26 protein-coding genes are annotated in these 25,465 nt (G+C 48.9%); 23 read left to right on the top strand and 3 right to left on the bottom strand.

Annotation, left to right across the window (positions count from 1 at the left end):
• Positions 1–732: 732 nt before the first annotated feature.
• Both rsmD and coaD read left to right on the top strand, forming a co-directional pair.
• Positions 733–1,326 carry a 16S rRNA (guanine(966)-N(2))-methyltransferase RsmD gene (rsmD, locus tag FGT79_RS04885; protein WP_138751630.1) on the top strand — a complete coding sequence of 198 codons (594 nt, stop codon included), beginning with the start codon at positions 733–735 and terminating at the stop codon, positions 1,324–1,326.
• Positions 1,313–1,816: a pantetheine-phosphate adenylyltransferase gene (gene coaD / locus FGT79_RS04880; RefSeq protein ID WP_138751629.1), complete on the top strand. Its 504-nt coding sequence runs from the start codon at positions 1,313–1,315 to the stop codon at positions 1,814–1,816. Before rsmD ends, coaD begins: the two co-directional genes overlap by 14 nt.
• A 26-nt stretch (positions 1,817–1,842) precedes the next feature.
• Here coaD and FGT79_RS04875 read toward each other — a convergent pair whose 3' ends face one another.
• A complete protein-coding gene (locus FGT79_RS04875; RefSeq protein ID WP_138751628.1) occupies positions 1,843–3,102 on the bottom strand; it encodes a nucleoside recognition domain-containing protein in 1,260 nt (419 codons plus the stop codon).
• Positions 3,103–3,275: 173 nt separating this feature from the next.
• On the opposite strand from FGT79_RS04875, the gene FGT79_RS04870 reads away from it, so the two are divergent.
• Positions 3,276–4,331 (top strand): S16 family serine protease, encoded by a 1,056-nt coding sequence (locus FGT79_RS04870; RefSeq protein ID WP_171056075.1) that lies wholly within the window; start codon positions 3,276–3,278, stop codon positions 4,329–4,331.
• Between the two features lie 120 nt (positions 4,332–4,451).
• Here FGT79_RS04870 and FGT79_RS04865 read toward each other — a convergent pair whose 3' ends face one another.
• Entirely contained in the window at positions 4,452–5,705 is a 1,254-nt protein-coding gene (locus FGT79_RS04865) for a nucleotidyltransferase (protein ID WP_138751626.1), read from the bottom strand.
• A 161-nt stretch (positions 5,706–5,866) separates the two neighbouring features.
• Between FGT79_RS04865 and FGT79_RS04860 the strand changes: the two genes are divergently transcribed.
• The 18 genes from FGT79_RS04860 to trmD all read left to right on the top strand — a co-directional run bounded on the left by FGT79_RS04860 (position 5,867) and on the right by trmD (position 22,635).
• Positions 5,867–6,388 carry a YceD family protein gene (locus FGT79_RS04860; RefSeq protein WP_138751625.1) on the top strand — a complete coding sequence of 174 codons (522 nt, stop codon included), beginning with the start codon at positions 5,867–5,869 and terminating at the stop codon, positions 6,386–6,388.
• A 38-nt stretch (positions 6,389–6,426) separates the two neighbouring features.
• The gene (gene rpmF / locus FGT79_RS04855) at positions 6,427–6,600 is read left to right on the top strand and encodes a 50S ribosomal protein L32 (protein ID WP_006036546.1); all 174 of its coding nucleotides are present in this window, start codon (positions 6,427–6,429) and stop codon (positions 6,598–6,600) included.
• Between the two features lie 368 nt (positions 6,601–6,968).
• On the top strand, positions 6,969–7,565 hold the full coding sequence (gene fapR, locus FGT79_RS04850) for a transcription factor FapR (protein ID WP_171056192.1): 597 nt from the start codon (positions 6,969–6,971) through the stop codon (positions 7,563–7,565).
• Entirely contained in the window at positions 7,549–8,538 is a 990-nt protein-coding gene (gene plsX, locus FGT79_RS04845; RefSeq protein ID WP_138751623.1) for a phosphate acyltransferase PlsX, read from the top strand. The genes fapR and plsX overlap by 17 nt, the downstream gene beginning before the upstream one ends.
• Before the next feature lie 9 nt (positions 8,539–8,547).
• On the top strand, positions 8,548–9,534 hold the full coding sequence (locus FGT79_RS04840) for a beta-ketoacyl-ACP synthase III (RefSeq protein ID WP_138751622.1): 987 nt from the start codon (positions 8,548–8,550) through the stop codon (positions 9,532–9,534).
• 23 nt (positions 9,535–9,557) lie between these two features.
• Entirely contained in the window at positions 9,558–10,496 is a 939-nt protein-coding gene (fabD, locus tag FGT79_RS04835; protein ID WP_138751621.1) for an ACP S-malonyltransferase, read from the top strand.
• Between the two features lie 15 nt (positions 10,497–10,511).
• The gene (gene fabG, locus FGT79_RS04830) at positions 10,512–11,261 is read left to right on the top strand and encodes a 3-oxoacyl-[acyl-carrier-protein] reductase (protein WP_138751620.1); all 750 of its coding nucleotides are present in this window, start codon (positions 10,512–10,514) and stop codon (positions 11,259–11,261) included.
• A gap of 91 nt (positions 11,262–11,352) precedes the next feature.
• The gene (locus FGT79_RS04825; protein WP_053375686.1) at positions 11,353–11,586 is read left to right on the top strand and encodes an acyl carrier protein; all 234 of its coding nucleotides are present in this window, start codon (positions 11,353–11,355) and stop codon (positions 11,584–11,586) included.
• A 295-nt stretch (positions 11,587–11,881) separates the two neighbouring features.
• The gene (gene fabF / locus FGT79_RS04820; RefSeq protein WP_138751619.1) at positions 11,882–13,123 is read left to right on the top strand and encodes a beta-ketoacyl-ACP synthase II; all 1,242 of its coding nucleotides are present in this window, start codon (positions 11,882–11,884) and stop codon (positions 13,121–13,123) included.
• Complete coding sequence (gene rnc / locus FGT79_RS04815; RefSeq protein ID WP_138751618.1) at positions 13,113–13,817, top strand: ribonuclease III; 705 nt, start codon at positions 13,113–13,115, stop codon at positions 13,815–13,817. The genes fabF and rnc overlap by 11 nt, the downstream gene beginning before the upstream one ends.
• A 256-nt stretch (positions 13,818–14,073) precedes the next feature.
• Positions 14,074–17,649: a chromosome segregation protein SMC gene (gene smc / locus FGT79_RS04810; RefSeq protein WP_138751617.1), complete on the top strand. Its 3,576-nt coding sequence runs from the start codon at positions 14,074–14,076 to the stop codon at positions 17,647–17,649.
• 42 nt (positions 17,650–17,691) lie between these two features.
• The gene (gene ftsY / locus FGT79_RS04805) at positions 17,692–18,699 is read left to right on the top strand and encodes a signal recognition particle-docking protein FtsY (RefSeq protein WP_138751616.1); all 1,008 of its coding nucleotides are present in this window, start codon (positions 17,692–17,694) and stop codon (positions 18,697–18,699) included.
• Positions 18,700–18,864: 165 nt separating this feature from the next.
• Positions 18,865–19,227, top strand: coding sequence for a putative DNA-binding protein (locus FGT79_RS04800; RefSeq protein ID WP_138751615.1), 363 nt, complete (start codon positions 18,865–18,867; stop codon positions 19,225–19,227).
• A 26-nt stretch (positions 19,228–19,253) separates the two neighbouring features.
• Positions 19,254–20,621, top strand: coding sequence for a signal recognition particle protein (ffh, locus tag FGT79_RS04795; RefSeq protein ID WP_138751614.1), 1,368 nt, complete (start codon positions 19,254–19,256; stop codon positions 20,619–20,621).
• A gap of 33 nt (positions 20,622–20,654) precedes the next feature.
• Positions 20,655–20,927 carry a 30S ribosomal protein S16 gene (gene rpsP / locus FGT79_RS04790; RefSeq protein WP_138751613.1) on the top strand — a complete coding sequence of 91 codons (273 nt, stop codon included), beginning with the start codon at positions 20,655–20,657 and terminating at the stop codon, positions 20,925–20,927.
• A gap of 25 nt (positions 20,928–20,952) precedes the next feature.
• Positions 20,953–21,183 carry a KH domain-containing protein gene (locus FGT79_RS04785; protein ID WP_138751612.1) on the top strand — a complete coding sequence of 77 codons (231 nt, stop codon included), beginning with the start codon at positions 20,953–20,955 and terminating at the stop codon, positions 21,181–21,183.
• 174 nt (positions 21,184–21,357) lie between these two features.
• Positions 21,358–21,882, top strand: a complete 525-nt coding sequence (gene rimM, locus FGT79_RS04780; RefSeq protein WP_138751611.1) for a ribosome maturation factor RimM — start codon at positions 21,358–21,360, stop codon at positions 21,880–21,882.
• A gap of 3 nt (positions 21,883–21,885) precedes the next feature.
• Positions 21,886–22,635, top strand: a complete 750-nt coding sequence (gene trmD / locus FGT79_RS04775) for a tRNA (guanosine(37)-N1)-methyltransferase TrmD (RefSeq protein WP_138751610.1) — start codon at positions 21,886–21,888, stop codon at positions 22,633–22,635.
• A gap of 79 nt (positions 22,636–22,714) precedes the next feature.
• On the opposite strand, the gene FGT79_RS04770 is transcribed toward trmD, so the two are convergent.
• Entirely contained in the window at positions 22,715–24,130 is a 1,416-nt protein-coding gene (locus FGT79_RS04770; protein ID WP_171056074.1) for a CAP-associated domain-containing protein, read from the bottom strand.
• Between the two features lie 201 nt (positions 24,131–24,331).
• Here FGT79_RS04770 and rplS point away from each other — a divergent pair, with 201 nt between their 5' ends.
• The gene (rplS, locus tag FGT79_RS04765) at positions 24,332–24,673 is read left to right on the top strand and encodes a 50S ribosomal protein L19 (RefSeq protein WP_053375699.1); all 342 of its coding nucleotides are present in this window, start codon (positions 24,332–24,334) and stop codon (positions 24,671–24,673) included.
• A gap of 179 nt (positions 24,674–24,852) precedes the next feature.
• Complete coding sequence (gene lepB, locus FGT79_RS04760) at positions 24,853–25,464, top strand: signal peptidase I (protein ID WP_246096308.1); 612 nt, start codon at positions 24,853–24,855, stop codon at positions 25,462–25,464.
• Position 25,465 lies beyond the last annotated feature (1 nt).

Here is a 25,465-nt window from a genome sequence, read left to right as displayed (position 1 = left end):
GATATTGAGGGTGCTGTTCAGCCTCAAACGTAATGAATGGTTTAAACTGAACAACTTTGAGGTTGCGCGTTTTGCGCAGCGTGACTAGGATCGTGTCAAAGCAGCTATTAATGAGTTGGTCAGGCAGTCTTATGTAGAGTGGGACAGGAAAGCTGTAGCTTTTAGAGTTTTAAAGAGTACAGACCATGAACCGCCAGTTGTAAAGCAGTGGCATAACGTATGGGATTAACTGTTGCATCAATGAAGTATATAGGCCTAATGAATGAGAGCCGCATGGGAAAACATCCCTGCGGCTCTTTTACTTTATTTTATATAATTTAGAAGTTATGTTGCTGGACAAAGAGAAAGGCTTTGTTTTATCAAAATAATTTCGAACGACAATAGAACGACAAATCAAGACGTGGTAAATTAGAATAACGGGAAACTCCTTTATATATAAGGATTTAAACAAAAAATCGGAGTCCTTTTGCAAGGACTCCTTTCATGGGAGAGGAGAAACCGGATGAAGAGCTTATGGGGAAACGTAAGTCTTCTCCGCGGTTGTCTACGACATCTTGCGACGCCGATAAGATTATTTTGTCCCTTTATTTAGGTGATTATACTCATCACTCATAAAATTTTTTCAAGTGCGCAGCAGAAGTGGATGATACATTTTTACAGATGCATACGCTTTATTATGAAAGGGATTCTATGGTACGATAGGCGGGAATGAGATAGAAGGGGGCAATTGCAGTGAGAGTCATCGCGGGCGAGGCCAAAGGCCGCACGCTTAAAGCTGTGCCTGGCACAAATACAAGACCGACAACGGATAAGGTGAAAGAAGCTATATTCAGCATGATCGGGCCTTATTTCGATGGAGGCATGGCGCTGGATCTATTCGCGGGTACCGGCGGTTTAGGTATTGAGGCGTGGAGCAGGGGCGTAGAACATACGGTTTTTGTCGACCGTGAGCGAATAAGCATCGACATCATCCGTCAAAATGTAGAAACGGCGAAGATGGGAAGCGCTGCTGAAATTTATAAGAATGATGCAGAGCGCGCATTGAAAGCGCTAGCGAAGCGGGGGCTAAGGTTCCGGCTTGTTTTTCTTGACCCGCCTTATAAGATGGTAACGATGGACAACTTAATGTCAGAGCTTGCAGCAAGCGGGTTGCTGGAGCCGGAAGCGATTATTGTCATAGAACATGACGCTTCTCATCTTTATCCGGAACAGATGGAGCAATTCGAGCAATTCAAGCATGCGAAATATGGGGATACCGCGGTATCCATCTATCAATATAACAGCCTAGAGAGCCCTGTTGGAAATGAGGCAGATGATTATGAGTAAGAGAGAACGAGTAGCCGTGTACCCAGGAACTTTTGACCCCGTAACGTATGGGCATTTGGACATTATACGCAGATCTGCGAAGCAATTTGATCGATTGATCGTAGCTGTTCTAAACAATTCAAGTAAAAATCCGTTGTTCAGTGTGGAAGAGCGCAAGGTGCTGTTGGCGGAGGTTACCAAAGATATTCCGAATGTGGAAATTGACAGTTTCCGTGATTTGCTTGTCCGGTTTATGAAGTCACGTCAGGCAAATGTTATTATCCGCGGTATCCGTTCGGTAACCGATTTCGAATATGAGCTGCAGCTTGCTTCAACTAATCATCTGCTGGATGCAGAGATCGATACGATGTTTATGATGACGAATCCGAAATACTCTTATTTAAGCTCGAGTATTGTGAAGGAGATTGCACAATTTCACGGAGCTGTGCATGAGCTCGTACCGCCGCTTGTGGAGCAGCAGCTGCGACTAAAATATAAGCCTCAAAGCTAGCTTATTCACCATTACTTTCATTCGAGCTATGCAGATCTGTTAGTCTTGCTATACGGAAGTAGAATAGTAGAGAGTATTAGCACAGTCAGAGCGACAAGCAGGCAGGACAGCATCGAAAACGGCCATAATCGCGGTAGATCGCTTGCTTTTAAGGCGACAGCAATGGCTTGATCTGGTGTGAAAATGTTGGCAGGAGCAAAACTAGGCACGGCGCTTGGATCAAGAAGCATGCCAAGCACTGAAATCATCGGCTTCCATAGAAGCAGCATGAAGAGGGCTGCAAGCAGCGCATGAGCTGCACGCCATGCCACGAAAGGCAGAAGCTTGAGATCGGTGCCTGATATGGAATAGCCCGCCTGCAGAATACCGCTGAGGCCGCTCCAAGCAAGGACGGCAGCAATGGCTGCGGCGTTCACGATCGTACCAGCTCCTTGGTGTTGCCAGACGGCCGCAGAATAAGCGCCTAGATGACCTTCAAAGAAAGCTTGGCTAATGAAGGTCAGCCCCGTCTTGGCTAGCAGGGGAGTGAGCAACGGCTCCGTCAACTTGGCAAGGACGGCAGCGAAGATCATAAAGCCGCCAATCATCATAAGCTTCTGTACGCTTGCCGCTACGGAATCGCCAAGCGCTTTGCCGAAGCTGCGCCCGTCTTGTTCCCTGCCAAGCCGAAAGGCTTCTGCCGCGCGCAGAAGCAGGCTCCCGCCTTGCGTATCAGCATCGTTCTTCTGCTTCTGAATTACGGACTTGTCTTGCTTGTCAGCTAGCTCTATGCCTTCTTGCTCTCTCCGCTGAAGCAGCGTCATGGCAAACATGATGCAGAGCGCGGAGAGCCATACCGTGCAGGCGATCATAACGCCAACGATCGGCTTGTGAAGAAAACCGGCTCCAATGACAACAAGCATAAATAAAGGATTCGGCATATGGGCTAGGGCTAGCAGCCGCTGGCCCTGTTGTTTTGTAACGAGCTTTCTTTTGCGCAGCGATGCCGTTGCCTCAGCACCTGATGGGTACCCGCCCATCCAGCCTAGAATGACTGCGTGAGAAGCTTCGCCTGGAAGCTTGAACAGACGGTTCATCACAGGCTGAGTGAGCGAGCTGACCGCATGTGCGAGGCCGAATGCAGAGATGAGCTCAAATAAGATGAGAAACGGCAGTAGGCCAGGGAACACAATGTTCCACCAGACAGTAAGTCCTTGCAACGAAGATTGAAAGGAAGCGTCCGGCTGGAGAATGATGGTACTGACAAGCAGAATGGACAGAAACGCGAGCATGACCGTTTTAGCCAAGGCGATACAACTCCTTTATTTGCATAAAACATGCATATGTGGCTGGGACAATCCTATACGTTCATTAGTACGCCTATTCGTCCTGTGATAGACCAATGACGTGCCCGGTAGACGGTTTGAACAACTACAAGGGAATTGAACTTGTAGAGGCTGAATGGATTGGAGAGTGGAGAATGCAGAGAAAAAAGTCGGATCAGCGCAGAATAGCTATTATTGCGGTTGCAACGGCGGCGTTTATGTGGCTATTGCTTTATGCACCGACACCCTATGTCGTATATGAGCCGGGAATAGCGGTTTCGGTTAAGCCGATGATTACAATTGAAACGGGGGATAGGCCGGGAAACGGTGATTTTTTGCTTACGGCCGTGAAGCTGACAGAGCCGAATATGCTTCGAACAATAGCATCTATGTGGGATGCGGATAAAGAAGTTCATCTGAGGCGAGATGTATTCCGTGGATATACGGAAAAGCAGTACGTAGAGCGTCAGCAGGTTATTATGCAAGGGTCCCAGAATAATGCGATAGAAGCCGCCTATCATTATGCGGGCTTGTCTTACGCGATAAAAGCAGACGGTTTACTGATCGCTGATGTTATGGCAAGCAATGATGGAAAACCAAGCGTATTCCAGACCGGTGATTTGTTGCTTGGTGTGCATGGCGAAGCAGGAGCTGAATCCGCTGAACAGTTGCTAGGCTCCGTGCAAAGCATGAATACATCAAAAGACGCAGCATTTGACGTGGCTAGAAAAGGAGAGCATGTGCAGGTCAACCTGCCAAAGGGAGCCCTAGATGACGTCGAGACGTCGGAGCAGCTGTTGAATGCGCTTGGTATAAAAAGTCTAATGGAGCTGCACAGTCTCGAACCTGATGATCCAGACAATAGGATTACGATTACAGCAGGAGATATTGGAGGCCCATCCGCGGGACTTGTGTTTGCATTGCAAGCTTTGGAATTGTTAACGGAAGGTGATCTGGCTGGAGGCAGCCGAATCGCAGCAACGGGTACCATCACGGTAGACGGTAAGGTTGGGGCGATCGGCGGCATCAAGCAGAAGATCGTTATTGCCAGCGAGAAAGGGGCAGCGTTGTTTCTTGTGCCTGCGGACAATTTCAAGGAGGCGGAAGCGAAAGCGATAGAGCTTGGCGGTTCGATAAAAGTTATCAGTGTTAGCACTCTAGAAGAAGCGATAGAGCAAATTAAAGTATTCAACGCATCAAGCGCCAAATAAGGTGAAACGGCTACCTCCGTCCTTTAGACGCTGAAGGAGCTTTGACGGTGAAATATAAGCCCTTTTTAAGCTAGCAAACTTATAAATTGTTATCTTTTAAAGACAAGTAGTCCCTTGCCACTAAAGTTCTTCCGCGAACATCGGTTTTTCGGTGAAATCGCGAAACATGGATGAGGCAGAAGTCTGACCAGGAACACCAAGCATATAGACGCTGCTTGCTTGCGTATCCAGTTCCAAATAACGATAAGGCTTAGTCGGCCTAGCAGCGCTGAGTAAGACGGGCAGCTTAGCTGATTTGCGCATGCGGCGCAATAAAAGCTTGCCTTTTTCAGAAAAACCGAGCACTCTTATATATTCAACGCCTGAAGCGAGCTTGTCTGAGGAGAAATCCTCCTTGCGATGTCCGAGCAGAATCGCAAGAAGTGATCGCTGCAGCTTCGTTCGGGTGTAGCGCTTGGTTTTCAATGCGCCAAGCAGGTCGTCGAAGCTTCTTGATGGAAGACTCGGCAAGGCATTGCGGATTCGGTATTCCAAGCCCTCCGTTATTTCATGCAGCGCAGACAGCTCCTGAGGGGAGCGGGTTACGATTGCGTGAAGTAAGGCGTTCGTGAAGGGCTCCCAGCTAATGGGGCAGCGACCCGCTGACCATTCCTCCTGAAGGACGTCTAGTGACGATTGAGGCATGTATGGCCGGGTTTCTTCAAGTGATTTCTGTTCAAGGAGAAGCTTGCGAATGGCCGTGGCGCTTGCGATTTGACTATCAGTCACCGTCTCCTGATTGTAAGCTGCTTTTTCTCGCGCTATGGTGAACGGCTCCATTTTTGCTTGCAATCGGCTGCGAGCAAGCAGATAATGGAGTCCTAAGGTATGATTCGGGAGTGCGAATGGAAAGGCAGCGTCTGAAGCATGTCCGAGCTCGGCCAAGTAGCTGCTAATTGCGCTGCTGTATGCACTCGGGTAGCTTATACCGGTCTGTAGCTGCTGCTTTAAGAGTGCTTTGAAGGCAGGCGGCTCCTCTGCAACGATGTCAGCGGCACGAAGCAGCGGGTCAAGCTCGCCGTTCTCTGTGCCGAAGCAGAAGCTGTCTACGACGCCGGTTGCTTCAAGCAGCGCTACGGCACCGTAAGCGAACCATTCGGCAGCTTGCGTGGCGTATGCGACCGGCAGCTCGATGACAAGGTCGCAGCCGCCCGCAAGCGCCATACGCGTTCGTGCCCATTTGTCGAGCAGTGCAGGCTCGCCGCGCTGAAGGAAATGACCGCTCATTACGGCAACGACCGCGCCTGCTTGCGTTATTTTTCGTGATTGTTGCAAATGATACAAATGTCCGTTGTGAAACGGATTGTATTCGACAATAAGCCCGACGGTACGCATTTTCTTAAACCTCTCCCTGTTAAATGTTGGTTGTTTAACTATAGCATAGAGGACAAGCTCAATCACGGCCTGCATGATGCAATATTGAAAAACAGTGTGAAAATGTTGACAAAACGGTAGTCTGATAGATATAATAATCTTTGTTTGTTTGGGGTGATCTGATGCAGTTTCATATTCAAGAAACAATGTCCAAAGGGTTGAAAACGACGATCGATGAACAACTCGATGTCAGTGACCTTTTTAAAGGACGCCAGGATGTTTATCGTACGGGACCACTTCATGTATCGCTTCAGGTTACAGGGCACGAAGGTTTTATCGAAGTCGACGGCAAGCTAGCCATCGACCTAGAACTAGCCTGCTCACGTTGCTTGGAACCGGTGAAGGAACATACGATCATTCGATTCTCGGAAGTGTTCAAGCGGGCGGATTCAAAGGAAGAGCGCGATGAAGACATGGAAGAAGAAGACAGTGATTTCATTGAAGTAGATGGGGATAGACTGAATTTGAGGCCTTATGTGGAAGAAGCGCTTCAGCTGTTCATGCCTTTCGCACCGCTCTGCAGCAATGATTGTAAGGGTCTCTGTCAGACTTGCGGACAGAACTTAAATGAGCACAAATGCAACTGCTCAACGGATAAGATCGACGTTCGTTTTGCAGCGCTAAAGGATCTATTTAAGGAATAAGCGAAGTATTGATTGATTTTTTGAAGGAGGTGTTAAATATGGCAGTACCTCAGCGTAGAACATCCAAGACTCGCCGTGATAAACGTCGTACGCATTTCAAACTTGCAGTACCGGGCATGGTGAAATGTGAGCAATGCGGCGAGCTGAAATTGGCTCACCACGTATGCAAAGTTTGTGGATATTACAAAACAAAAGAGATCATTTCCCAATAGTGAATTGATGTCAGAGATAGCACTTCATCATTTGATGAGGTGCTATTTTTATTAAAATAGAGGAAAGGATATGAGTTTGCTAATCCTTTCTCTATACATTTTGTCGAAACGATGGTGTTTATAGCAAGGTCGCCGTCAGGCGTTTCTTCTTAGGCGACAAGCTAGAATTACAGGATTATGTACGCTGGTTTTACTAACTTTTGATGCCGCATTGCGCTCGGGCGCAATTTTTTATATACTTTATTAGTACCAGGTGATAATATCAAGCAACATACATATACTAATCGTGCGAAAGTCTTGCGGGGCTGCGGTGCGGAAATGAAACAATCGTTACTAAATGGTAGAAGGTGGTGCCGGACATCGAACGAATGCCCAAACGGCAGCGTCATCAGCAGCTTGCAAGGTACATTGACGAAAATCCTTTTATAAACGATCGGGAGCTCACAAGACTGCTCAAAGTAAGCATCCAGACGATTCGGCTGGACCGCATGGAGCTTGGCATACCTGAGCTGCGCGAGAGACTCAAGCTGATGGCTGAGCGCTCTTACGATTCAGTCAGGTCGCTTCCTCTGCATGAGGTGATCGGCGATATCGTCGATCTGGAACTGGACAAGAGTGGTATCTCGGTATTTGAGATTCGCGAAGAGCATGTATTCTCGAGAACAGGCATTGCGCGTGGGCATCACGTGTTCGCGCAAGCGAACTCACTTGCCGTGGCAATTATAGATGATGAAATTGCGCTTACCGTGACAGCGGACATCCGCTTTATCCGTCCTGTAAAGCTTGGGGAGAAATGTATTGCGAAAGCATACGTGAGGTCCATATCGGGAGAGCGAAACAAAGCGAAGGTTGAGCTGTTCACCTATGTAGGCGATGAAATGGTATTTCAAGGTAATTTTGTGATTTATCGGTCCGCGGGAGACACAGATACTGAAGGAGGAGACACACGTGCGGATCGCTATTGATGCTATGGGCGGCGATAATGCTCCAGGATTAATCGTACAGGGAGCGCTGGAAGCAGCAGCACAATGGCCGGATACGGAATTGCTGCTTGTTGGCGACACGTCTGTGATTGAACCGTTGATAAAAGGGCAGAAGCCATCGAATATAACGATATGCCATGCTGACGAGATTATCGGCCCTGATGATGAGCCTGTGAAAGCGGTACGCCGCAAGAAAGGCGCATCTATGGTCGTAGCTGGACAGCTCGTTCGGGAGAAGCAAGCGGATGCGATGCTCTCCGCTGGCAATACTGGCGCACTGATGGCGACAGGCTTGCTAGTGGTGGGAAGAATGGACGGCATTGAAAGGCCGGCGCTCGCACCTATGATGCCAACGATGGATGATGTAGGCATTCTTACTTTGGATTTGGGCGCGAATATGGATGCGAAGCCCGAGCATCTGGTGCAATACGCCATAATGGGCAGCATTTATCGGACAAAGGTTCACGGTCTTGAGAATCCGAGAGTAGGACTGCTGAACGTAGGAACAGAAGCGATGAAGGGCAATGAGATGGCTAAGGCGGCATACGCGCTGCTTGAGCAGGCACCAGTTAATTTCATCGGCAACGTTGAAGCTAGAGATGTTCTCAACCGCAATTGCGATGTGCTTGTGTGCGACGGCTTTGCAGGCAATATTATGCTGAAAGCAATGGAAGGCGCAGCAGGTACCATCTTCACTTCGCTCAAAGAAGCGTTCAGCCAAACACTGCTGACGAAGCTCGCAGCAGCAGTCATGCTGCCTAAGCTAAGGCCGCTCAAGAAGCGAATGGATTACAAGGAGCATGGCGGCGCACCACTTCTAGGCTTGAATGGGCTGGTCGTCAAGTGTCATGGCTCGTCTGATGCTCTTGCAGTAAAGAATGCGGTTAGGCAAGCTAGAACCGCTCTCCAAGGTCAACTGATCGAAACAATTGCAGCAGAAATAAACGGGAAGTGAGTGTGCGAAATGGGTTTACATCCTGTAGGAATTATCGGTACAGGCAAATACGTTCCTGAACGTATTTTGTCGAACAAAGAGCTAGAAGCAATGGTTGAGACGAATGATGAATGGATCGTCACGCGTACAGGTATTAAAGAACGTCGTATTGCAGCTACTGAAGAAGCAACGTCCGATCTCGCTCTTCATGCATCGCGTGCGGCAATTGCAGCAGCAGGTCTTACAGCTGAGGATATTGATCTGATTATCGTTGCAACCATCACGCCAGACATGTTCTTTCCTTCGACAGCTTGTTTGCTTCAGGATAAGCTGGGAGCTAAGAAAGCTGCAGCATTCGATTTATCTGCTGCTTGCTCCGGCTTTATATATGGACTTGCAACTGGTTCGAGTATGATCGCAAGCGGCATGTACAAGCATGTGCTCGTCGTAGGGGCGGAGACGCTGTCACGCATAACGGATTACACAGACCGTAATACCTGTATTCTATTCGGTGATGGTGCGGGCGCTGTTGTTCTAGGCCATGTAGAAGAGGGACGCGGGTTCCGCTCCTTCGAGCTTGGTGCGGATGGCAGCGGCGGTGAGCTTCTCAAAGTAAGCGGCGGCGGGTCACGCATCCCTGCTACGGAAGAGAGCATTCAGACTAAGCAGCATTATATTTATATGGCAGGCAATGATGTATTCAAATTCGCAGTTAGAATTATGGGAAGCGTGGCTGAGGATGCGCTGCAGAAGGCTGGTATAGCCAAAGAAGATGTCGATCTTCTCGTTCCCCATCAAGCGAATATCCGAATCATTCAATCCGCACTGAACAGGCTGAATCTGTCTGAAGACAAAGCGATGATAAATTTGGACAAATACGGTAATATGTCATCCGCATCCATACCTGTAGCACTTGCGGAAGCAGTTGAGCAGGGACGGGTGAAGGAAGGCGACCGTATTGTGCTCGTTGGCTTCGGCGGCGGGTTGACTTGGGGCGCTTCTGTCCTAGTGTGGTAATAACAATTTAGGAGGAACCACTCTTGAGTAAAATAGCATTTGTTTTTCCAGGTCAAGGTGCTCAGTCCGTTGGAATGGGTAAGGATGCATTCGATACTTTCGACCAATCACGTGTGGTTTTTGAACAAGCAGATGAAGCACTCGGCTTCTCCCTTAGCAGCATTATATTTGAAGGGCCGGAGGACCATCTGAAACAGACTGCCAATACGCAGCCTGCACTGCTTACGGTGAGTGTGGCTTTGCTCGCAGCTTTGGAAGGGCGCGGCTTGAAGCCTGATTATGTAGCGGGACACAGCTTGGGCGAATACAGCGCTCTTGTTGCAGCGGGCGTGCTTTCATTCGAGGATGCTGTCCGCACTGTACGTGCGCGTGGACAATTCATGGAGCAAGCTGTTCCAAGTGGACAAGGTGCTATGGCTGCCGTGCTTGGCGCAGAGCGTGAAACGCTGGCTGCGCTTTGCGCGTCCATTACAGCGGCAGGTACGGCAGTTGAGCTTGCGAATGTGAACTGCCCTGGACAAATCGTTGTATCCGGCTCAGCAGCAGGCGTAGAAGCGGTCGTTCAGCGCGGCAAAGAAGAAGCTGGCGCTAAGCGGGTTATTCCGCTCGAAGTGAGCGGTCCTTTCCATTCCTCCCTTATGAAGCCTGCGGCGGATAAACTTCATACGCAGCTTGCAGATGTTCGTATGAACGATGCAGCTATACCTGTCATCGCGAATGTAACGGCCAAGTCGGTTGTTGCAGCCGATGAGATTCGCGGGCTGCTCGCTCGGCAGGTGTACTCACCAGTGCTATGGGAAGACAGCGTTCGTTATTTGATTGAGCAGGGCGTTGAAACTTTTGTTGAGATTGGGTCGGGAACGGTACTAGCTGGCTTGATCAAAAAGATCGATAAAAATGTACGCGTCATTTCGATCAACAGTGTAGCTGCTCTTGAAGCGCTGCAGGTGCATGAACTTTAGGATGGAGGCGATTGGATGTTTGCAAGCTTAGAAGGCAAGAAAGCACTCGTAACGGGCGCTTCACGAGGAATCGGAAGATCGATTGCTGTCGCGCTGGCAGAGGCGGGAGCAGACGTAGCCATCAATTATTCAGGCAGTGAGGCGGCGGCCGCAGAAACAGCTCAAGCTGTTGAAGCGCTTGGCAGACGCGCTATTATTATTAAAGCGAATGTCGGGAAGTCGGATGAGTTCGATGCAATGGTTAAAGAAGTTATCGAGCAATTTGGCGCCGTTGACATTCTAGTGAATAATGCGGGCATTACAAGAGATAATCTAATCATGCGAATGAAGGAAGACGAATTTGATCAAGTTATTGAGACGAACCTCAAGGGCGTATTCAATGGTATCAAAGCTGTCACGCGTCCCATGATGAAGCAGCGCTTTGGCCGCATCATCAACATCTCGTCTGTTGTTGGTGTGCTCGGAAACCCTGGACAAGCTAACTATGTGGCAGCGAAAGCTGGCGTAATTGGTTTGACTAAGGCTAGCGCACGCGAGCTTGCTTCCCGGGGCATCACTGTCAACTGTGTTGCCCCAGGATTTATTCAAACCGAAATGACGGATAAACTTCCGGAAGAAATGCGTCAGTCTCTTGCTGGCCAAATTCCGCTTGCCCGTCTCGGTGACCCGAGCGACATCGCAAATGCGGTTCGTTTTCTCGCTTCGGATGCTTCAGCCTACATGACTGGACAGACGATTCACGTAGACGGCGGCATGTATATGTAATGCTGATTTAATCCTTTAAGCGGAATTAAAACGGTTACGTATGGCATTTTATCTTTAATTCTCGTATAATACCATGGAGGAGGTGAACCGGATGTCCGAAGTAGTAGATCGCGTGAAACGCATTGTCATCGACCGACTTGGCGTTGACGAAGCTGAAGTTACACTAGAAGCTTCATTTAAAGATGACCTCGGCGCTGACTCTCTTGATGTCGTTGAATTGGTCATGGAGCTGGAAGACGAGTTTGATATGGAAATCTCTGATGAAGATGCAGAGACTATCACCACTGTGGGAGAAGTAGTTAAATACATACAATCTCATACGTAAGAAGGACAAGTCCCGTTTTTAATAAACGGGACTTCTCTCCATCTTGGCCATTTTATTATGACTAATAATGGAAGCGTTACAGCTTTTACATAAACAAGCATTTACAAGTGGCTTTAATCGCAGGGCATGTATACCTCCTTATATTTCAAGCGTAAAGGCGCTGCCGTACTTGAACGGAAATGTCTCTGATTTACCGAGAAATATAAGCAGGGTATACGCAAGAGGCATCATGGGCTTAGCGGTATGAGGCAAAGCCATATGCAAATAAAAAATGCTGGATATAGAGGTGAATCGAATGAAACAACGAGTTGTGGTTACAGGTATGGGCGTTATTACTTCGCTAGGTTCTGATTTGGAGCAATTCTGGGGAAACCTGTTGGAAGGAAAGTCAGGCGTATCGGTTGTTGAGGCTTTCGATTTCTCCGAATACCCTACTTATATAGCGGCTGAAGTTAAAAACTTCGTACCCGAGGAATATGGTTTAGACAAAAAGGAAGCGCGCAGAATGGATCGTTTCGTTCAGTTCGCAGCAGTGGCAAGTCAATTGGCCGTTAAAGATGCAGATTTGCAAATTGGTCAGAATGCCGATCCAGAACGTGTAGGGGTAATGGTAGGCTCAGGAATTGGCGGTCTTGGTACATGGGAAGATCAGCATAACATATTGCTGGAGAAGGGCCCTAAGCGCGTAAGCCCGTTCTTCATCCCGATGATGATCGCGAACATGGCTTCCGGCCAGGTCTCGATGCTTACAGGTGCTAAAGGTCCGAATAGTACAGCGGTTACCGCATGTGCGACAGGCACACATTCCATCGGTGATTCCTTCAAATTGATTCAACGTGGAGATGCTGATGTTATGATAGCAGGCGGCGCTGAAGCGACAATCAGACCGACTGGCATGGCTGGTTTCTGTTCTATGCGTGCAATGTCCGTGCGGAATAATGAGCCCGAGAAAGCAAGCCGCCCGTTCGATGTTGATCGTGATGGCTTCGTAATGGGTGAAGGTGCTGGCGTACTGGTACTTGAATCACTGGAACACGCGCAAGCGCGCGGCGCGAAGATCTATGCTGAGGTTATTGGCTATGGTATGAGCGGCGACGCTCACCACATGACCGAGCCTGATCCCGACGGTGCTGCACGCTGTATGGTGAAAGCGTTGAAGGATGCTGGAATCGAAGCATCTGACATTGATTACATTAATGCTCACGGTACTTCTACACCAGTAGGAGATCGCTCAGAGACGAAGGCAATCAAGAAAGCGCTTGGCGACCATGCGTATAAAGTAGCTGTCAGCTCGACGAAGTCGATGACGGGCCACTTGCTTGGTGCTGCTGGCGGCGTTGAAGCTGTTATTCTTGGCTTGACACTCAAAAACGGCATTATTGCACCAACCATCAACTTGGACAATCCGGATCCAGAATGCGATCTTGATTATGTGCCGAATAAACCGCGTGAAGCGAATGTGAGAACGGCATTGTCTAACTCATTCGGCTTTGGTGGCCATAATGCATCGATCGTGATGAAAGTTTATGAAGCGTGATTCCTTCTACGAGCTGCAGCAACGACTGCAGCTTAGCTTTAAGCGGACGAAGCTGCTGAAGCAGGCCTTCACTCATACTTCTTATGTGAATGAGCATAAGCGCGGCTCTGCCCAAGATAATGAACGTTTGGAATTTTTGGGCGATGCCGTGCTGCAGCTTCTTGTATCGGAATACTTGTTCGCTACTTATCCACAGAGGCCGGAAGGCGAGCTTACGAGAATGCGTGCTTCCATCGTATGCGAGCCATCGCTTGCACAGTTCGCGGAACGCTTGGAGCTTGGCTCACATGTGTTGCTTGGTCGGGGCGAGGAACAGCTAGGAGGCCGGCAACGGCAAGCGTTGCTGGCGGATTTATTCGAGTCCTTTGTCGGTGCGATATTTCTGGATGCAGGAATTGAGCAGACGAGGGCTTTCCTTAACGAGCACATGTTTCCTTTCGTCGAATCCAATGATTACGGCCTCCTAGTGAAGGATTCCAAGTCCAAGCTTCAGGAACGCTCTCAGCATCACGGTCTCGGCGCAGTCGAATATCGGATCATTGAGGAGCGGGGACCTGCACATGATCGTGAATTTGTTGTGGAGGTCTACCTCGGCGAGGAACGATTCGGCGTCGGCAGCGGAAGGACGAAGAAGGAAGCAGAGCAGCGCGCCGCAGCAGAAGCATGGCGCACGCTGTCACAGGAGCAAGCGTAAATCAGATCAGAGAGCATTCCACAGGTCATGCGACTTGCTGGGTGCTCTCTTTTTTGACTTACAGGAAAGGATATGATTTTACTCATCTTTCTCTATCCGTCTAAGCCAAACGTAAGCACAGCCGCCAGAGGACGGCTTTATCTGTTTACGCTTGCTAGAGAGAAGATGGGAAAGGCTGGGGTTGTAATTAGCGGCCGAAATGGTTATCAAGGCCCATAAGTTGTGGTACAATGAGGGGTGAGGTGAAAACCAAGACATGTTTCTGAAACGGATTGAATTATCAGGCTTTAAGTCTTTCGCTGATCGGACCGAAATGGAATTTGTAACCGGGATCACTGCGGTTGTAGGACCGAACGGCAGCGGTAAAAGTAATATTTCTGACGGCATTCGCTGGGTTCTTGGTGAACAAAGCGCTAAGAGTCTGCGCGGCGGCAAGATGGAGGATATTATTTTTGCTGGAAGCGATGCCCGCAAGGCGGTCAACTACAGCGAGGTTTCGCTTACGCTTGACAATTCCGATGGCGCACTGCCTCTTGAATACAACGAGGTTACCGTCACGCGCCGCGTGCACCGAAGCGGAGATAGTGAATATTTGATTAATAAACAGCCGTGCAGGCTGAAAGATATTACCGAGCTGTTCATGGATACCGGTATCGGTAAAGAGGCTTATTCCATTATTGGACAAGGTCGAATTGAAGAAATATTGAGTACCCGCTCAGAGGATCGGCGCGGAATATTCGAGGAAGCATCAGGCATTGTCAAATATAAGTCCCGCAAACGCGAGGCGCAGCGCAAGCTGGACGAAACCGAACAAAATCTGCTCCGTATTCATGATCTTGTGACTGAGCTTGAGGATCAGGTTACTCCGCTGCGCAAGCAGTCTGAGAAGGCAATCGCGTTCAAGGCGCTTAAGGAGCAGCTGAAGACGAAAGAAATTTCAATGTATGTACATAACATTGAACAGATTCACGGGTCGTGGACCGAAGCAAACGGTAAGCTGGAGCGATTGCAGCAGGAGCAGCTTCAGCTGTCAACCGTTGTCAGCAAGCATGACGCGCATTTGGAGAAGGATCGGCAGCAGCTGCGAGATCTCGAGTTAGAGCTTGACCAGTTGCATGAGTCAATGCTGCAAATTAGCGAGGACTTCGAGAAATGCGAGGGTTACGGCGAGGTCTTGAAGGAACGCAAACGTAATTTGGAGCAAAACAAGCAGAAGCTTGAGGAATCGATTGCAGGACAGGATGCCCGAATCGTTGCGATGTCGCAAGAGGAAGCGGAGTTCCGCAGCCGGGCCGCGGCATTGCAGCTGCAGCTAGCAGATCTGCGCTCCAAAATAGCAGACGAGGAGGCTCGTTTGCTCGGCGTGGCTGGAGGAGCTGTCGCGGATGCGGAGGAAACGCTGAAGAGCGAGCTGCTTGAAGTGCTTAGCGCCATGGCTCAGCACCGCAACGAGATCCGTTACGCTTCGCAGCAGCAGGAAACGCTGCAACGCCGGATGGAGCGTATTAGCGAGGATGAAACCAAATGGCTTGATCAACAGGCGAAATTGGATGAGAGACGATCGGCGCTAGCTGCATCACTTGAAGCGACGCTGGCACGCCTGGAGCAGGCAAGAAGCAAAACCTTGACGGAGTCGGAGCAGACAAGGACGATCTCACAGAGCCTGGAGGATGTCACGCAGGCGATTCGTAAGTGGGATCAGAAGCTGGACAGCCATATTTCTCGCCGCGATACGATGAAGGAAATGCAAGACGCGTTGGATGGATTCATGCAAGGCGTCAAAGAGGTATTGAAGGCTTCTAGACGCAGCAATGGCGGGATCAGCGGCGTACATGGCGCCGTCGCCGAGCTCATTCGCGTACCTGAGCGTATTGAAACGGCTGTGGAGACAGCGCTTGGCGGCGCTTTGCAGCATATCGTCATGGAGGATGAGAAAACGGCTCGTACTGCGATTGCTTTCCTGAAACAGCGGCAGCTTGGCAGAGCCACTTTCCTGCCGCTTGACGTCATTCGCGGCAGGCAGGTGCCTGAGCATGACAAGCGAACCGCCCAATCCATCGACGGATTTGTAGGTGTCGCAGCGGACCTGGTAAGCTCGGATGAGCGTTATTCAGCAATCGTTAACAGTTTGCTTGGCAATGTCTTGCTCGCTGAGACTTTGGAGCAGGCGAACCGTATCGCTTCGAAATGTCAATATCGATATCGTGTAGTTACTCTTGAGGGGGATGTCGTGAATGCCGGCGGCTCTATGACGGGAGGAAGCTTGCAGAAGAAAGGCGCAAGCCTGCTTGGACGCCAGCGTCAGATCGAAGCGCTTGATCAAGAGATCAATGATGCGCGCAGAACGGTGGAGCAGCTTCGCGATAAGCTTAGCGACCTGCGCAAGGAGCATTCCATTCGCTCGCATAACATTGAAGAGCTGCGTGCCGAAGGAGAGAAAAGCCGAATTGAGGAGCAGCAAATTCGTGCAGAGCTCCAGCAGCTTCATAATGAAGCGAAGCACTTGGAGGAGCAGAAGCAGTTGTATTCGGCTGATCGAAACACACATTTGTCTGAGCAGAAGGATGTTCAAGCATCGGCAGCGGCAGCGGAGCTACGGTTAGCGCAGCTTGTTATTGACGAAGCGCGCTTGCAGGAAGCGATTCGATTGGCTGAGGAGCGGCGCAAAGCAAATGAATTCGCGAAGGAAGAGCTGCAAGGTCAGCTTACCGACATTAAGATTGCCGCAGCGAAAACGGATCAAGAAAAGCTAAGCTTCGAGGATCAATCAGCGCGTGTTCGCTCTGATATTCAACGAGCGAAGCAGGAGCTCGAGAACTTGCGCCTGTTATCGGTGCAGCAGAATGAAGAGCTTGCTAGGCATGCGAATGAATCGGTTCAGCAGATTGAGCAGCTTAATGATCTGCGCATTAAGAAGCAGCAATGTGCGGAGCAAACCGACTTCAAGCGAGCAGCACGGGCGGAGCGCATCGCCGAGCTTGATCAAGGCGAGAGTGAAACCAAGGAGCAGCGTGCGCAGCTTAGGCAGGTCGAGGAGCAGATGAGGCAAACCGAAATTGCTGCGAACCGACTCGACGTGGAGCTTGATAATCTGCTGCGTAAGCTTAGTGAAGAGTACGAACTGAGCTATGAGCTCGCTAAGGAACAATACAAGGTACCCGAGGATGTGCTTGGCACTCAGAACGAGGTCAGAGACATTAAACGTCAAATTACATCGCTTGGCGACGTAAACTTAGGCGCAATTGAGGAATATGAGCGAGTCAGCGAACGCTTCGAGTTTCTGTCCGAGCAGAAGAATGATTTAATTGAGGCGAAAACAACGCTTTATCAGGTCATTCGCGAGATGGACGATGAGATGTCTAAGCGGTTTAGAACGACCTTTGAAGCCATCCGCGGTCACTTTGTTGTAGTCTTCGCTAAGCTATTCGGCGGAGGACGCGCGGATTTGGTACTTGTTGATCCAGAGCGTGTCTTGGATACGGGCATTGATATCGTTGCACAGCCGCCAGGCAAGAAGCTGCAAAACCTGCAGTTGCTCTCCGGCGGTGAGCGCGCATTGACGGCGATTGCACTGCTGTTCGCGATATTGCAGGTAAAGCCTGTTCCGTTCTGCGTACTGGATGAAGTTGAGGCCGCGCTTGATGAAGCAAACGTTTCGCGATTCGCACAATATTTGCGTGAATTCTCAGAACTAACGCAATTTATCGTCGTAACGCACCGCAAAGGCACGATGGAGGAAGCGGATGTGCTTTACGGCGTGACGATGGAGGAAGGCGGCGTATCGAAGCTAGTTTCTGTACGCTTAGAGGATGAAGAGCCGGTATCCGCATAAAGAAAAGGAATGCCTGCAACGTGAGGATGGGGAGTGGAAACGATGAGTTTTTTTAAGAAGCTGAAGGAAAGCATCGCGACGAAAACGGAAGCGGTAACGAATATTTTCAAGGAAGGTTTGGCCAAAACCCGCACCGCGTTTGTAGAGAAGGTAGAAGAGCTCATTACGCGCCGCAAAAAGATTGACGAGCAGTTTTACGAAGAATTAGAGGAAATACTGATCGGCGCGGATGTGGGCGTTAACACCGTTATGCAGCTAATTGATGATCTTCGCGTAGAAGTGAAGAAACGGAAGATAGAGGATGCTGCTGATTTGCAGCCTGTACTGTCGGAGAAGCTCATTAACCTCATGAAGGGCGATGATCAATCTGATCTGCGCATGGCACCGAGCGGCATTACGGTTATCCTATTCGTTGGTGTGAATGGTGTTGGCAAAACGACGACGATAGGCAAGCTTGCACATAAATTTAAAAGCGAAGGAAAAAGCGTGCTTATGGCGGCGGGAGATACGTTCCGTGCGGGTGCGATTGAGCAGCTAGAAGTATGGGGACAGCGCGTTGGCGTAGATGTCATTAAGCAGCAATCCGGTGCAGATCCGGCTGCCGTCATGTTCGATGCTGTTCAGGCTGCTAAGCAGCGCGGCGTAGATGTCCTTCTTTGTGATACGGCTGGACGACTGCAGAACAAAACGAATCTAATGGAAGAATTGAACAAAATATTCCGCGTCATTCAGCGTGAATTGCCGGACGCCCCGCATGAGGTACTACTCGTGCTGGATGCAACGACGGGTCAAAACGCGCTTAGTCAAGCGAAGCTGTTCGGCGAGAAAAGCGGTGTTACAGGACTTGTTCTGACAAAGCTGGATGGTACTGCGAAAGGCGGTATCGTAATTGCAATTCGTAACGAGCTAAGTTTGCCGGTTAAACTAGTTGGGCTTGGCGAGAAGATGGGCGACCTTCAGCAATTTGATTCGGAGCAATTCATCCATGCACTGTTTGCGGGCTTAATCCAGCGCGAGGATGCGGAAGAGGCAGAGAAGTCAGCAGAATAATACTTGTTAAATCGACCATTTCCCATCACGTGGGCGGCTTTATAAGGTGACAAGGGGAAAAGCTTGACAGGGGCCTATGCGTCATGTATGATAAAAGACGTTGTCAGGTGTAAAGGTGTTTACCTTGTCGGTATAACAAGCGACATAACAGGAGGGGCTGAGGGGATGAAAGCAAATGAACCAGATGCCTTGTCCAAGACAACCCGAATAAACTTGTTGTTCGACTTTTACGAGCCGCTCTTGACTGAGAAGCAGCGGACGTTTCTCAAATATTATTTCCATGATGATTTCTCCCTTGGTGAAATATCAGCGGAGTTCGGAATTAGCAGACAGGCTGTATACGAGCATATCAAACGTGCCGAGCAGGTACTGGAGAGCTATGAGAGCAAGCTGAGCCTGCTGGTGAGACATGAATCGCTTCAACAATTAACACTGCAGCTGGTAAACAGTGTGAATGAGCTTGCCATTGCCGAACAGGACAGGCAGTCGCTTATCCATACTATTGCCCAACTGAAGCTGAATGAATAATACATAATGAATGGAGGTGACGGTACATGGCAGCATTCGAGAGCTTATCGAGTCGACTTCAAAATGTGTTCAGCAAGCTGAGAGGCAAAGGTAAGGTTTCCGAGGAAGATGTTAGCGAAGCGATGCGTGAGGTGCGACTGGCTCTACTAGAGGCAGACGTTAACTTTAAAGTCGTGAAGGACTTTATCGCGAAGGTGAAGGAACGAGCTATCGGCTTGGATGTGTCCAAGAGCTTCACGCCCGGCATGGTCGTCATCGATATCGTAAACAAAGAGTTGACTGAGCTTATGGGCGGTACGCAGAGCAAGCTGGCGAAGGCGAACAAGCCTCCAACCGTCATTATGATGGCAGGCTTGCAAGGTGCTGGTAAAACAACGACGTCCGGAAAGCTGGCCAAGCTGCTTCAGAAGAGCAACAATAAACCGCTTTTGATTGCCTGTGATATTTACCGACCAGCTGCCATTAAGCAGCTTCAAGTGCTCGGCGAACAAATTAATGCGCCAGTATTCTCCTTAGGTGACCAGACATCACCTGTCGAAATTGCGCGTGCAGGACTACAGCATGCGAGAGAGAATGGCAATGATTATGTCATTATCGATACAGCGGGCCGTTTGCACATCGACGAAGAGCTGATGGAAGAGCTGAAGCAGATTCATCAGATTACGAAGCCGGATGAAGTGTTGCTCGTTGTGGATGCAATGACCGGTCAAGATGCGGTAAATGTAGCTCAAAGCTTCCATGAACAGCTTGCTTTAACAGGCGTTGTATTGACGAAGCTTGACGGAGATACGCGCGGCGGTGCTGCGTTATCGGTCAAGGCTGTTACCGGCTGTCCGATTAAATTCGCGGCAATGGGTGAGAAGATTGACTCCTTGGAGCCATTCCATCCGGAGCGTATGGCTTCTCGTATTCTCGGCATGGGCGACATGCTCTCTTTGATCGAGAAAGCGCAGATGAACATTGATGCAGACAAAGCGAAGGAAATGGAACGTAAAATGCGTACAGCAGAATTTACGTTTGATGATTTCCTAGAGCAGATGGAGCAGGTTCGCAATCTTGGACCGCTTGATCAAATTATGGATATGCTGCCCGGCATGAACAAGATGAAGGGCATGAAGGATATGAAGGTCGATGAGAAGCAAATCGGCCGGGTCGAGGCGATTGTTCGCTCCATGACGAAAGAGGAGAAACAGAAGCCGGAGCTGCTTAACCACAGCAGACGCAAGCGCGTTGCTGCTGGCAGCGGTACATCGATTGTCGAAGTTAACCGCTTGATTAAGCAGTTCGACGACATGAAGAAAATGATGAAGCAATTTTCATCCATGATGGGTCCGAAGGGCGGCAAGAAAGGCCTGAAGGGCTTGCTCGGAAAAAATATGAAATTCCCGTTTTAACGGCAGTTTACTCTTTGAAGGAGGTGAATTTTCATGGCAGTACGTATTCGTTTGAAAAGAATTGGTGCTCACAAAGCTCCATTTTACCGCGTAGTCGTTTCGGATTCCCGTTCGCCGCGTGACGGACGTTTTATCGAAGAAATCGGTACTTACAACCCGGTTACACAACCGGCTCAAGTTAAGATTGACGAAGAGAAAGCGTTGAAATGGTTGCAAACTGGAGCGCAAGCTTCTGATACCGTTCGCGACTTGCTTTCCAAAGCAGGTGTTCTTAAAAAGTTCCATGAGCTTAGGCAACAGAAATAACTGTTGAACAGCGGAGGGCCTTGAGATGAAAGAATTGATTCTTGTCATAGCGAAGGCATTGGTTGATCATCCTGATCAGGTGCAAATCAATGTGAAGGATGATGACCGTGGCACGATATACGAGCTCTCGGTTCACCCCGAGGATATCGGTAAAATCATCGGTAAACAAGGACGCATAGCGAAAGCGATGCGTACGGTAGTGACTTCTGCTTCCGTCAAATCGCAAAAGCGCGTCATCGTTGACATTTTGTCATGATGCACGAAAGGGAAGAAGGTTAGGATCAACGTCCTAGCCTTTTTCTTATGCAAGGGCGAATCAAGTTTATTCTACTTAACAAAGTACTTAACAAAGCGGCTTCGTCCCTTGTCATGGAACGAAGCCGTTTTTGCATGTATAATAAAGCTATATATGAATGAAGGGCTGGTTGTTATGAACGAGAAATGGTTTACGGTTGGCAAGGTAGTAAACACGCACGGTATTCGCGGAGAGCTGAAAATTTTATCACAAACGGATTTTGCGGAGACGCGTTTCGCAGCAGGCAACAAGCTGCTTATGAAAAGCGAAGAATCCGGAGCTTCGCTGGAAGTGAAAATTATAAGCTCACGGGCGAATAAAAATGTATACATATTGAAATTGGAAGGCTTCACTGATATTAATCAAGTCGAGAAATATAAAGGCTGGGTGCTGAAGATATCACAGGACAAGCAAGAAGCGCTTGACGAGGGCGAGTATTACTATCACGAAATTATCGGATGCCGTGTCGTTTCCGATGAGGGCGAGGAACTTGGCGTGATCTCAGAAATATTGAGTCCAGGTGCCAATGACGTATGGGTTGTAGACCGTCCTAAAGGCTCAGGCAAGCAGCTTCTGCTGCCTGTCATTGATGATGTGCTTCTGAAGGTAGACAAGAAAGAGAAAGTTGTGACGGTCCATTTGATGGAAGGATTGATTTAGTCGATGAAAATAGATGTGCTAACGCTGTTTCCTGAAATGTTCGATGGCGTATTTAACGCCAGCATTCTGGGGAAAGCGAAGGATAAAGGACTTGTCACACCGCAAGCAATTAATTTCAGAGCGTACTCCGGCAATAAACATAATACGGTGGATGACTACCCCTATGGCGGCGGCGGCGGCATGGTGTTGAAGCCAGAGCCTGTGTTCGCAGCTGTTGAGGATCTCAAGATTGACGGGGATATTAAGCCCCGTGTTATCCTGTTATGCCCGCAAGGTGCACAGTTTACCCAGCAGATTGCGGAAGAGCTTGCCAAAGAGGAGCATCTGGTGCTCATATGCGGTCATTATGAGGGTTATGATGAGCGTATTCGAGAGCATCTCGTTACGGATGAGCTGTCAATCGGTGATTATGTGCTGACAGGCGGAGAAATCCCTGCCATGGTGCTTATTGATAGTGTTGTACGTCTGCTGCCGGGGGTTCTGGGAAATGAGACGTCTGCTGTTACCGATTCATACAGTACAGGGCTGCTGGAGCATCCTCACTATACGCGGCCGTCTGAGTTTCGCGGCTGGGCGGTACCTGACGTGCTGATTTCAGGTCATCATGCCAACATTGAGGTATGGCGCCGTGAACAATCGCTGGTAAGAACGCAGGAGCGTCGTCCTGATCTTCTGGAAACTGCAGAGCTTACAGATAAGGAACGAAGATGGCTTTCCGATCGTCGGAAGCGAGCGGCGCAGCAAGCTGATTAATACTAAACCGAATAAGAACATAGAAAGCCGCAGCGGTTGCCCGCAGCGGCTTTCTATTGTTCATGATTATGAAGGTAAATTATGGCGTATAGAAGTTCTGGGTATAATAGACTTGATAGCTCCCGCCAACGGCAACGCCAGTCCCAAGCTTCTTTAGCTTGCTGTCTAGCAGCGTCTCACGATGGCCTGATTTGGAGTTTAACCATCCGTAATGTGCATGAATGCTTCCTTGATAGCCGGCTGCGATGTTCTCAGCTGCGGAATGATATTTAACCCCCTTTGCCTTCATACGGGCGAAAGGAGAGGTACCGTCGGGATTGATATGGTCGAAAAAGTCTCGTTTGCTCATATCTGCGCTATGTCCATGGGCCGCCGCTGCTGCCAGCTTGTCCCATTGTAAGAGCGGGATGTCGCGAACTGCGCGCTCTGCATTCGCCAGATCAAAGAGCTGCTGCTCGAATGCAGACTCAAGCTTGGTTGTATAAGCTGATTTGGTTGGCTTAGCTATAGTCTGATGCATCGTCAGCATTCCTGCGACTCTGTCAGCGTCATGTTTGTCAAAAAATAAAGTGACCCGCTCAGTACCTGAAGTATATGTATAGTAGTCATCTTTCTTTTCAGCACTAGAGGTGTTTTTGGCGAGCTTCTTCGCTGCTGCGAGGGTTTGTCCGATCGTTATGCCAGAAGAGCTTGTCCAGTCACTGCCGGAGTTCGAGAAGAGAGCGACTACGCGAGCATTATGTACACCGAACATCATGTAATGACGGTAGTCGTCATCGTAATAGACATGCCAAGAGAAGCTGTATTCGCTTGGGTCAATGCGTTTAGGCTTGCCCTGCGTCTTCTGAAGCTTGTCTAAGGTGTCGTTTAATACGATATTGCCGAGGGAGTCTGCCGATCTCACGATTTTTTTGTCTGACAGCTCATTCGAGTGTTGTTTGAGATTATAGAAGAAGGTCAACGCTTCAGCACGTGTCAACTTACCGTTTGGAACGAAGCCGGCAACGGTCGGGGAAGTACGTCCACTTGATATTTTCTCGTTAAGCAGCCATCCGATGGCACTAGTTTCTGTGAAAGAGCTGCCGGTTGCAGCCGATGCAAGCAGCAATGCCGCTTGACCACGTCTGAGGTCTTGATTGGACTGACCTGAGATGAGCGGCCAGCCGTGGCTGTTTGCGTAATCATAGTAAGGCTTCGACCAGACATCACTAGCAGAGGGAGATTCGTTAGCCAAACGATAAGTGCGAAGGAGCATGGCCAAAAATTCAGCTTCGTTGACGAGGTTATTCGGCTTAAAAGATCCATCACTATAGCCTTTTGCTAGCTTCTGATCAATCGCCCAGGATATGTAGGAGCCTGCCCAGTGTCCGTTAGTATCCTTAAAGGTCTGCGCTTCACCAAATATGCGAGTCGGTGCTGATAACACGATTAATAGAAGAACTACAAGTGTGCCCCCTTTTCTGATTGCTCTAGTGAAATGGGAATGATGCTGCAATTTAGTCACCTCTTCTGTCGGTGTTTGTCATATTTCAGTATACATGAAAAAGGAATAAAAAATCGTCTTGTATTATTGGGCTGTGTATGGTAAAATTTCTAATGTTGTTCGTAAAGTCGGACGGTCCGCTATCAGCGATGATCCGGTTCAGAGGAATTCGGTGAGCTTATAAGAACGTCTATGGTGGAAGGAGTGAATCAAATGAATCTTTTGCAAACAATTGCGCAAGAAAACCTGCGCCAAGGTCTACCGAACTTTCGTCCTGGTGACACGCTAAAAGTTCATGTAAAAGTTATCGAGGGAACACGTGAGCGTATCCAATTGTTCGAGGGCGTTGTTATTAAACGTCGCGGCGGTGGAATCAGCGAAACTTTTACAGTGCGTAAAATTTCCTACGGTGTTGGTGTGGAAAGAACTTTCCCGCTTAACTCGCCTAAAATCGAAAAAATCGAAGTGGCTCGCCGTGGTAAAGTACGTCGCGCGAAATTGTACTACCTACGTAGTCTTCGCGGAAAAGCTGCTCGTATTAAAGAAATTCGTTAAGAACAAACGACAAGAGGGGCTTGCGCAAACAAGCTCCTTTTCGTTATTTCTAAAGGTCGTTACATATTACAGCATATGGGAAGAAGGCGAGCAGAGTGGACTCTCAACAGCGTAATGACGAGCTGGTCAATGACCAGGATGTGAAGGATACGCAGAACCTTGCGAATAACGAGCAAACTATACCTAATCGCTCAGCAGTTCACGCTTCTGGGACTAAAAAGCAGGGCGGAGCTTATAAGGAAATCGTAGAATGGATTAAAGCATTAGTCATTGCGGTTGTTCTCGTTTTTCTTATACGTCAATTTTTGTTCTCGCCGTTTATCGTTGATGGACCTTCCATGCAACCAAACTTTGAGACGGGCGAACGTCTGATCGTGAACAAAATTTTGTATTCTATTCGTGAGCCTAAGTTTGGTGAAGTCGTCGTATTCGACGTGCCTGAGCAAGGACGGAAATTTATTAAGCGTGTTATCGGCGTACCGGGCGACAAAATTAAGCTTGATGGTGACGACTTGTATATTAATGATAAGAAAATTGAAGAGCCTTACATTAAAGAAGCCGTTGAAGCCGCGCATGCGAATGGCGAGCTTTATAATGAAAAGGGTTCGACTTCTGACGTAGCGGATCTAGTCGTTCCAGAAGATACGATTTTTGCGCTTGGCGATAATCGCAGTGATAGTACGGATAGCCGAGTAATCGGTTTTGTATCCGACAAAGAAATTGTAGGCCGTGCGGATATTATATTCTGGCCGCTGAATAAGCTGGAATTCATTAAGCACTGGACTAAATGAG

This window comes from Paenibacillus sinopodophylli (assembly GCF_005930355.1).
GTDB classification, from domain to species: Bacteria; Bacillota; Bacilli; order Paenibacillales; family Paenibacillaceae; genus Pristimantibacillus; species Pristimantibacillus sinopodophylli.
The sequence above is the reverse complement of the archived record's forward strand: the minus strand, read 5'-3'. Positions and strand labels throughout refer to the sequence as shown.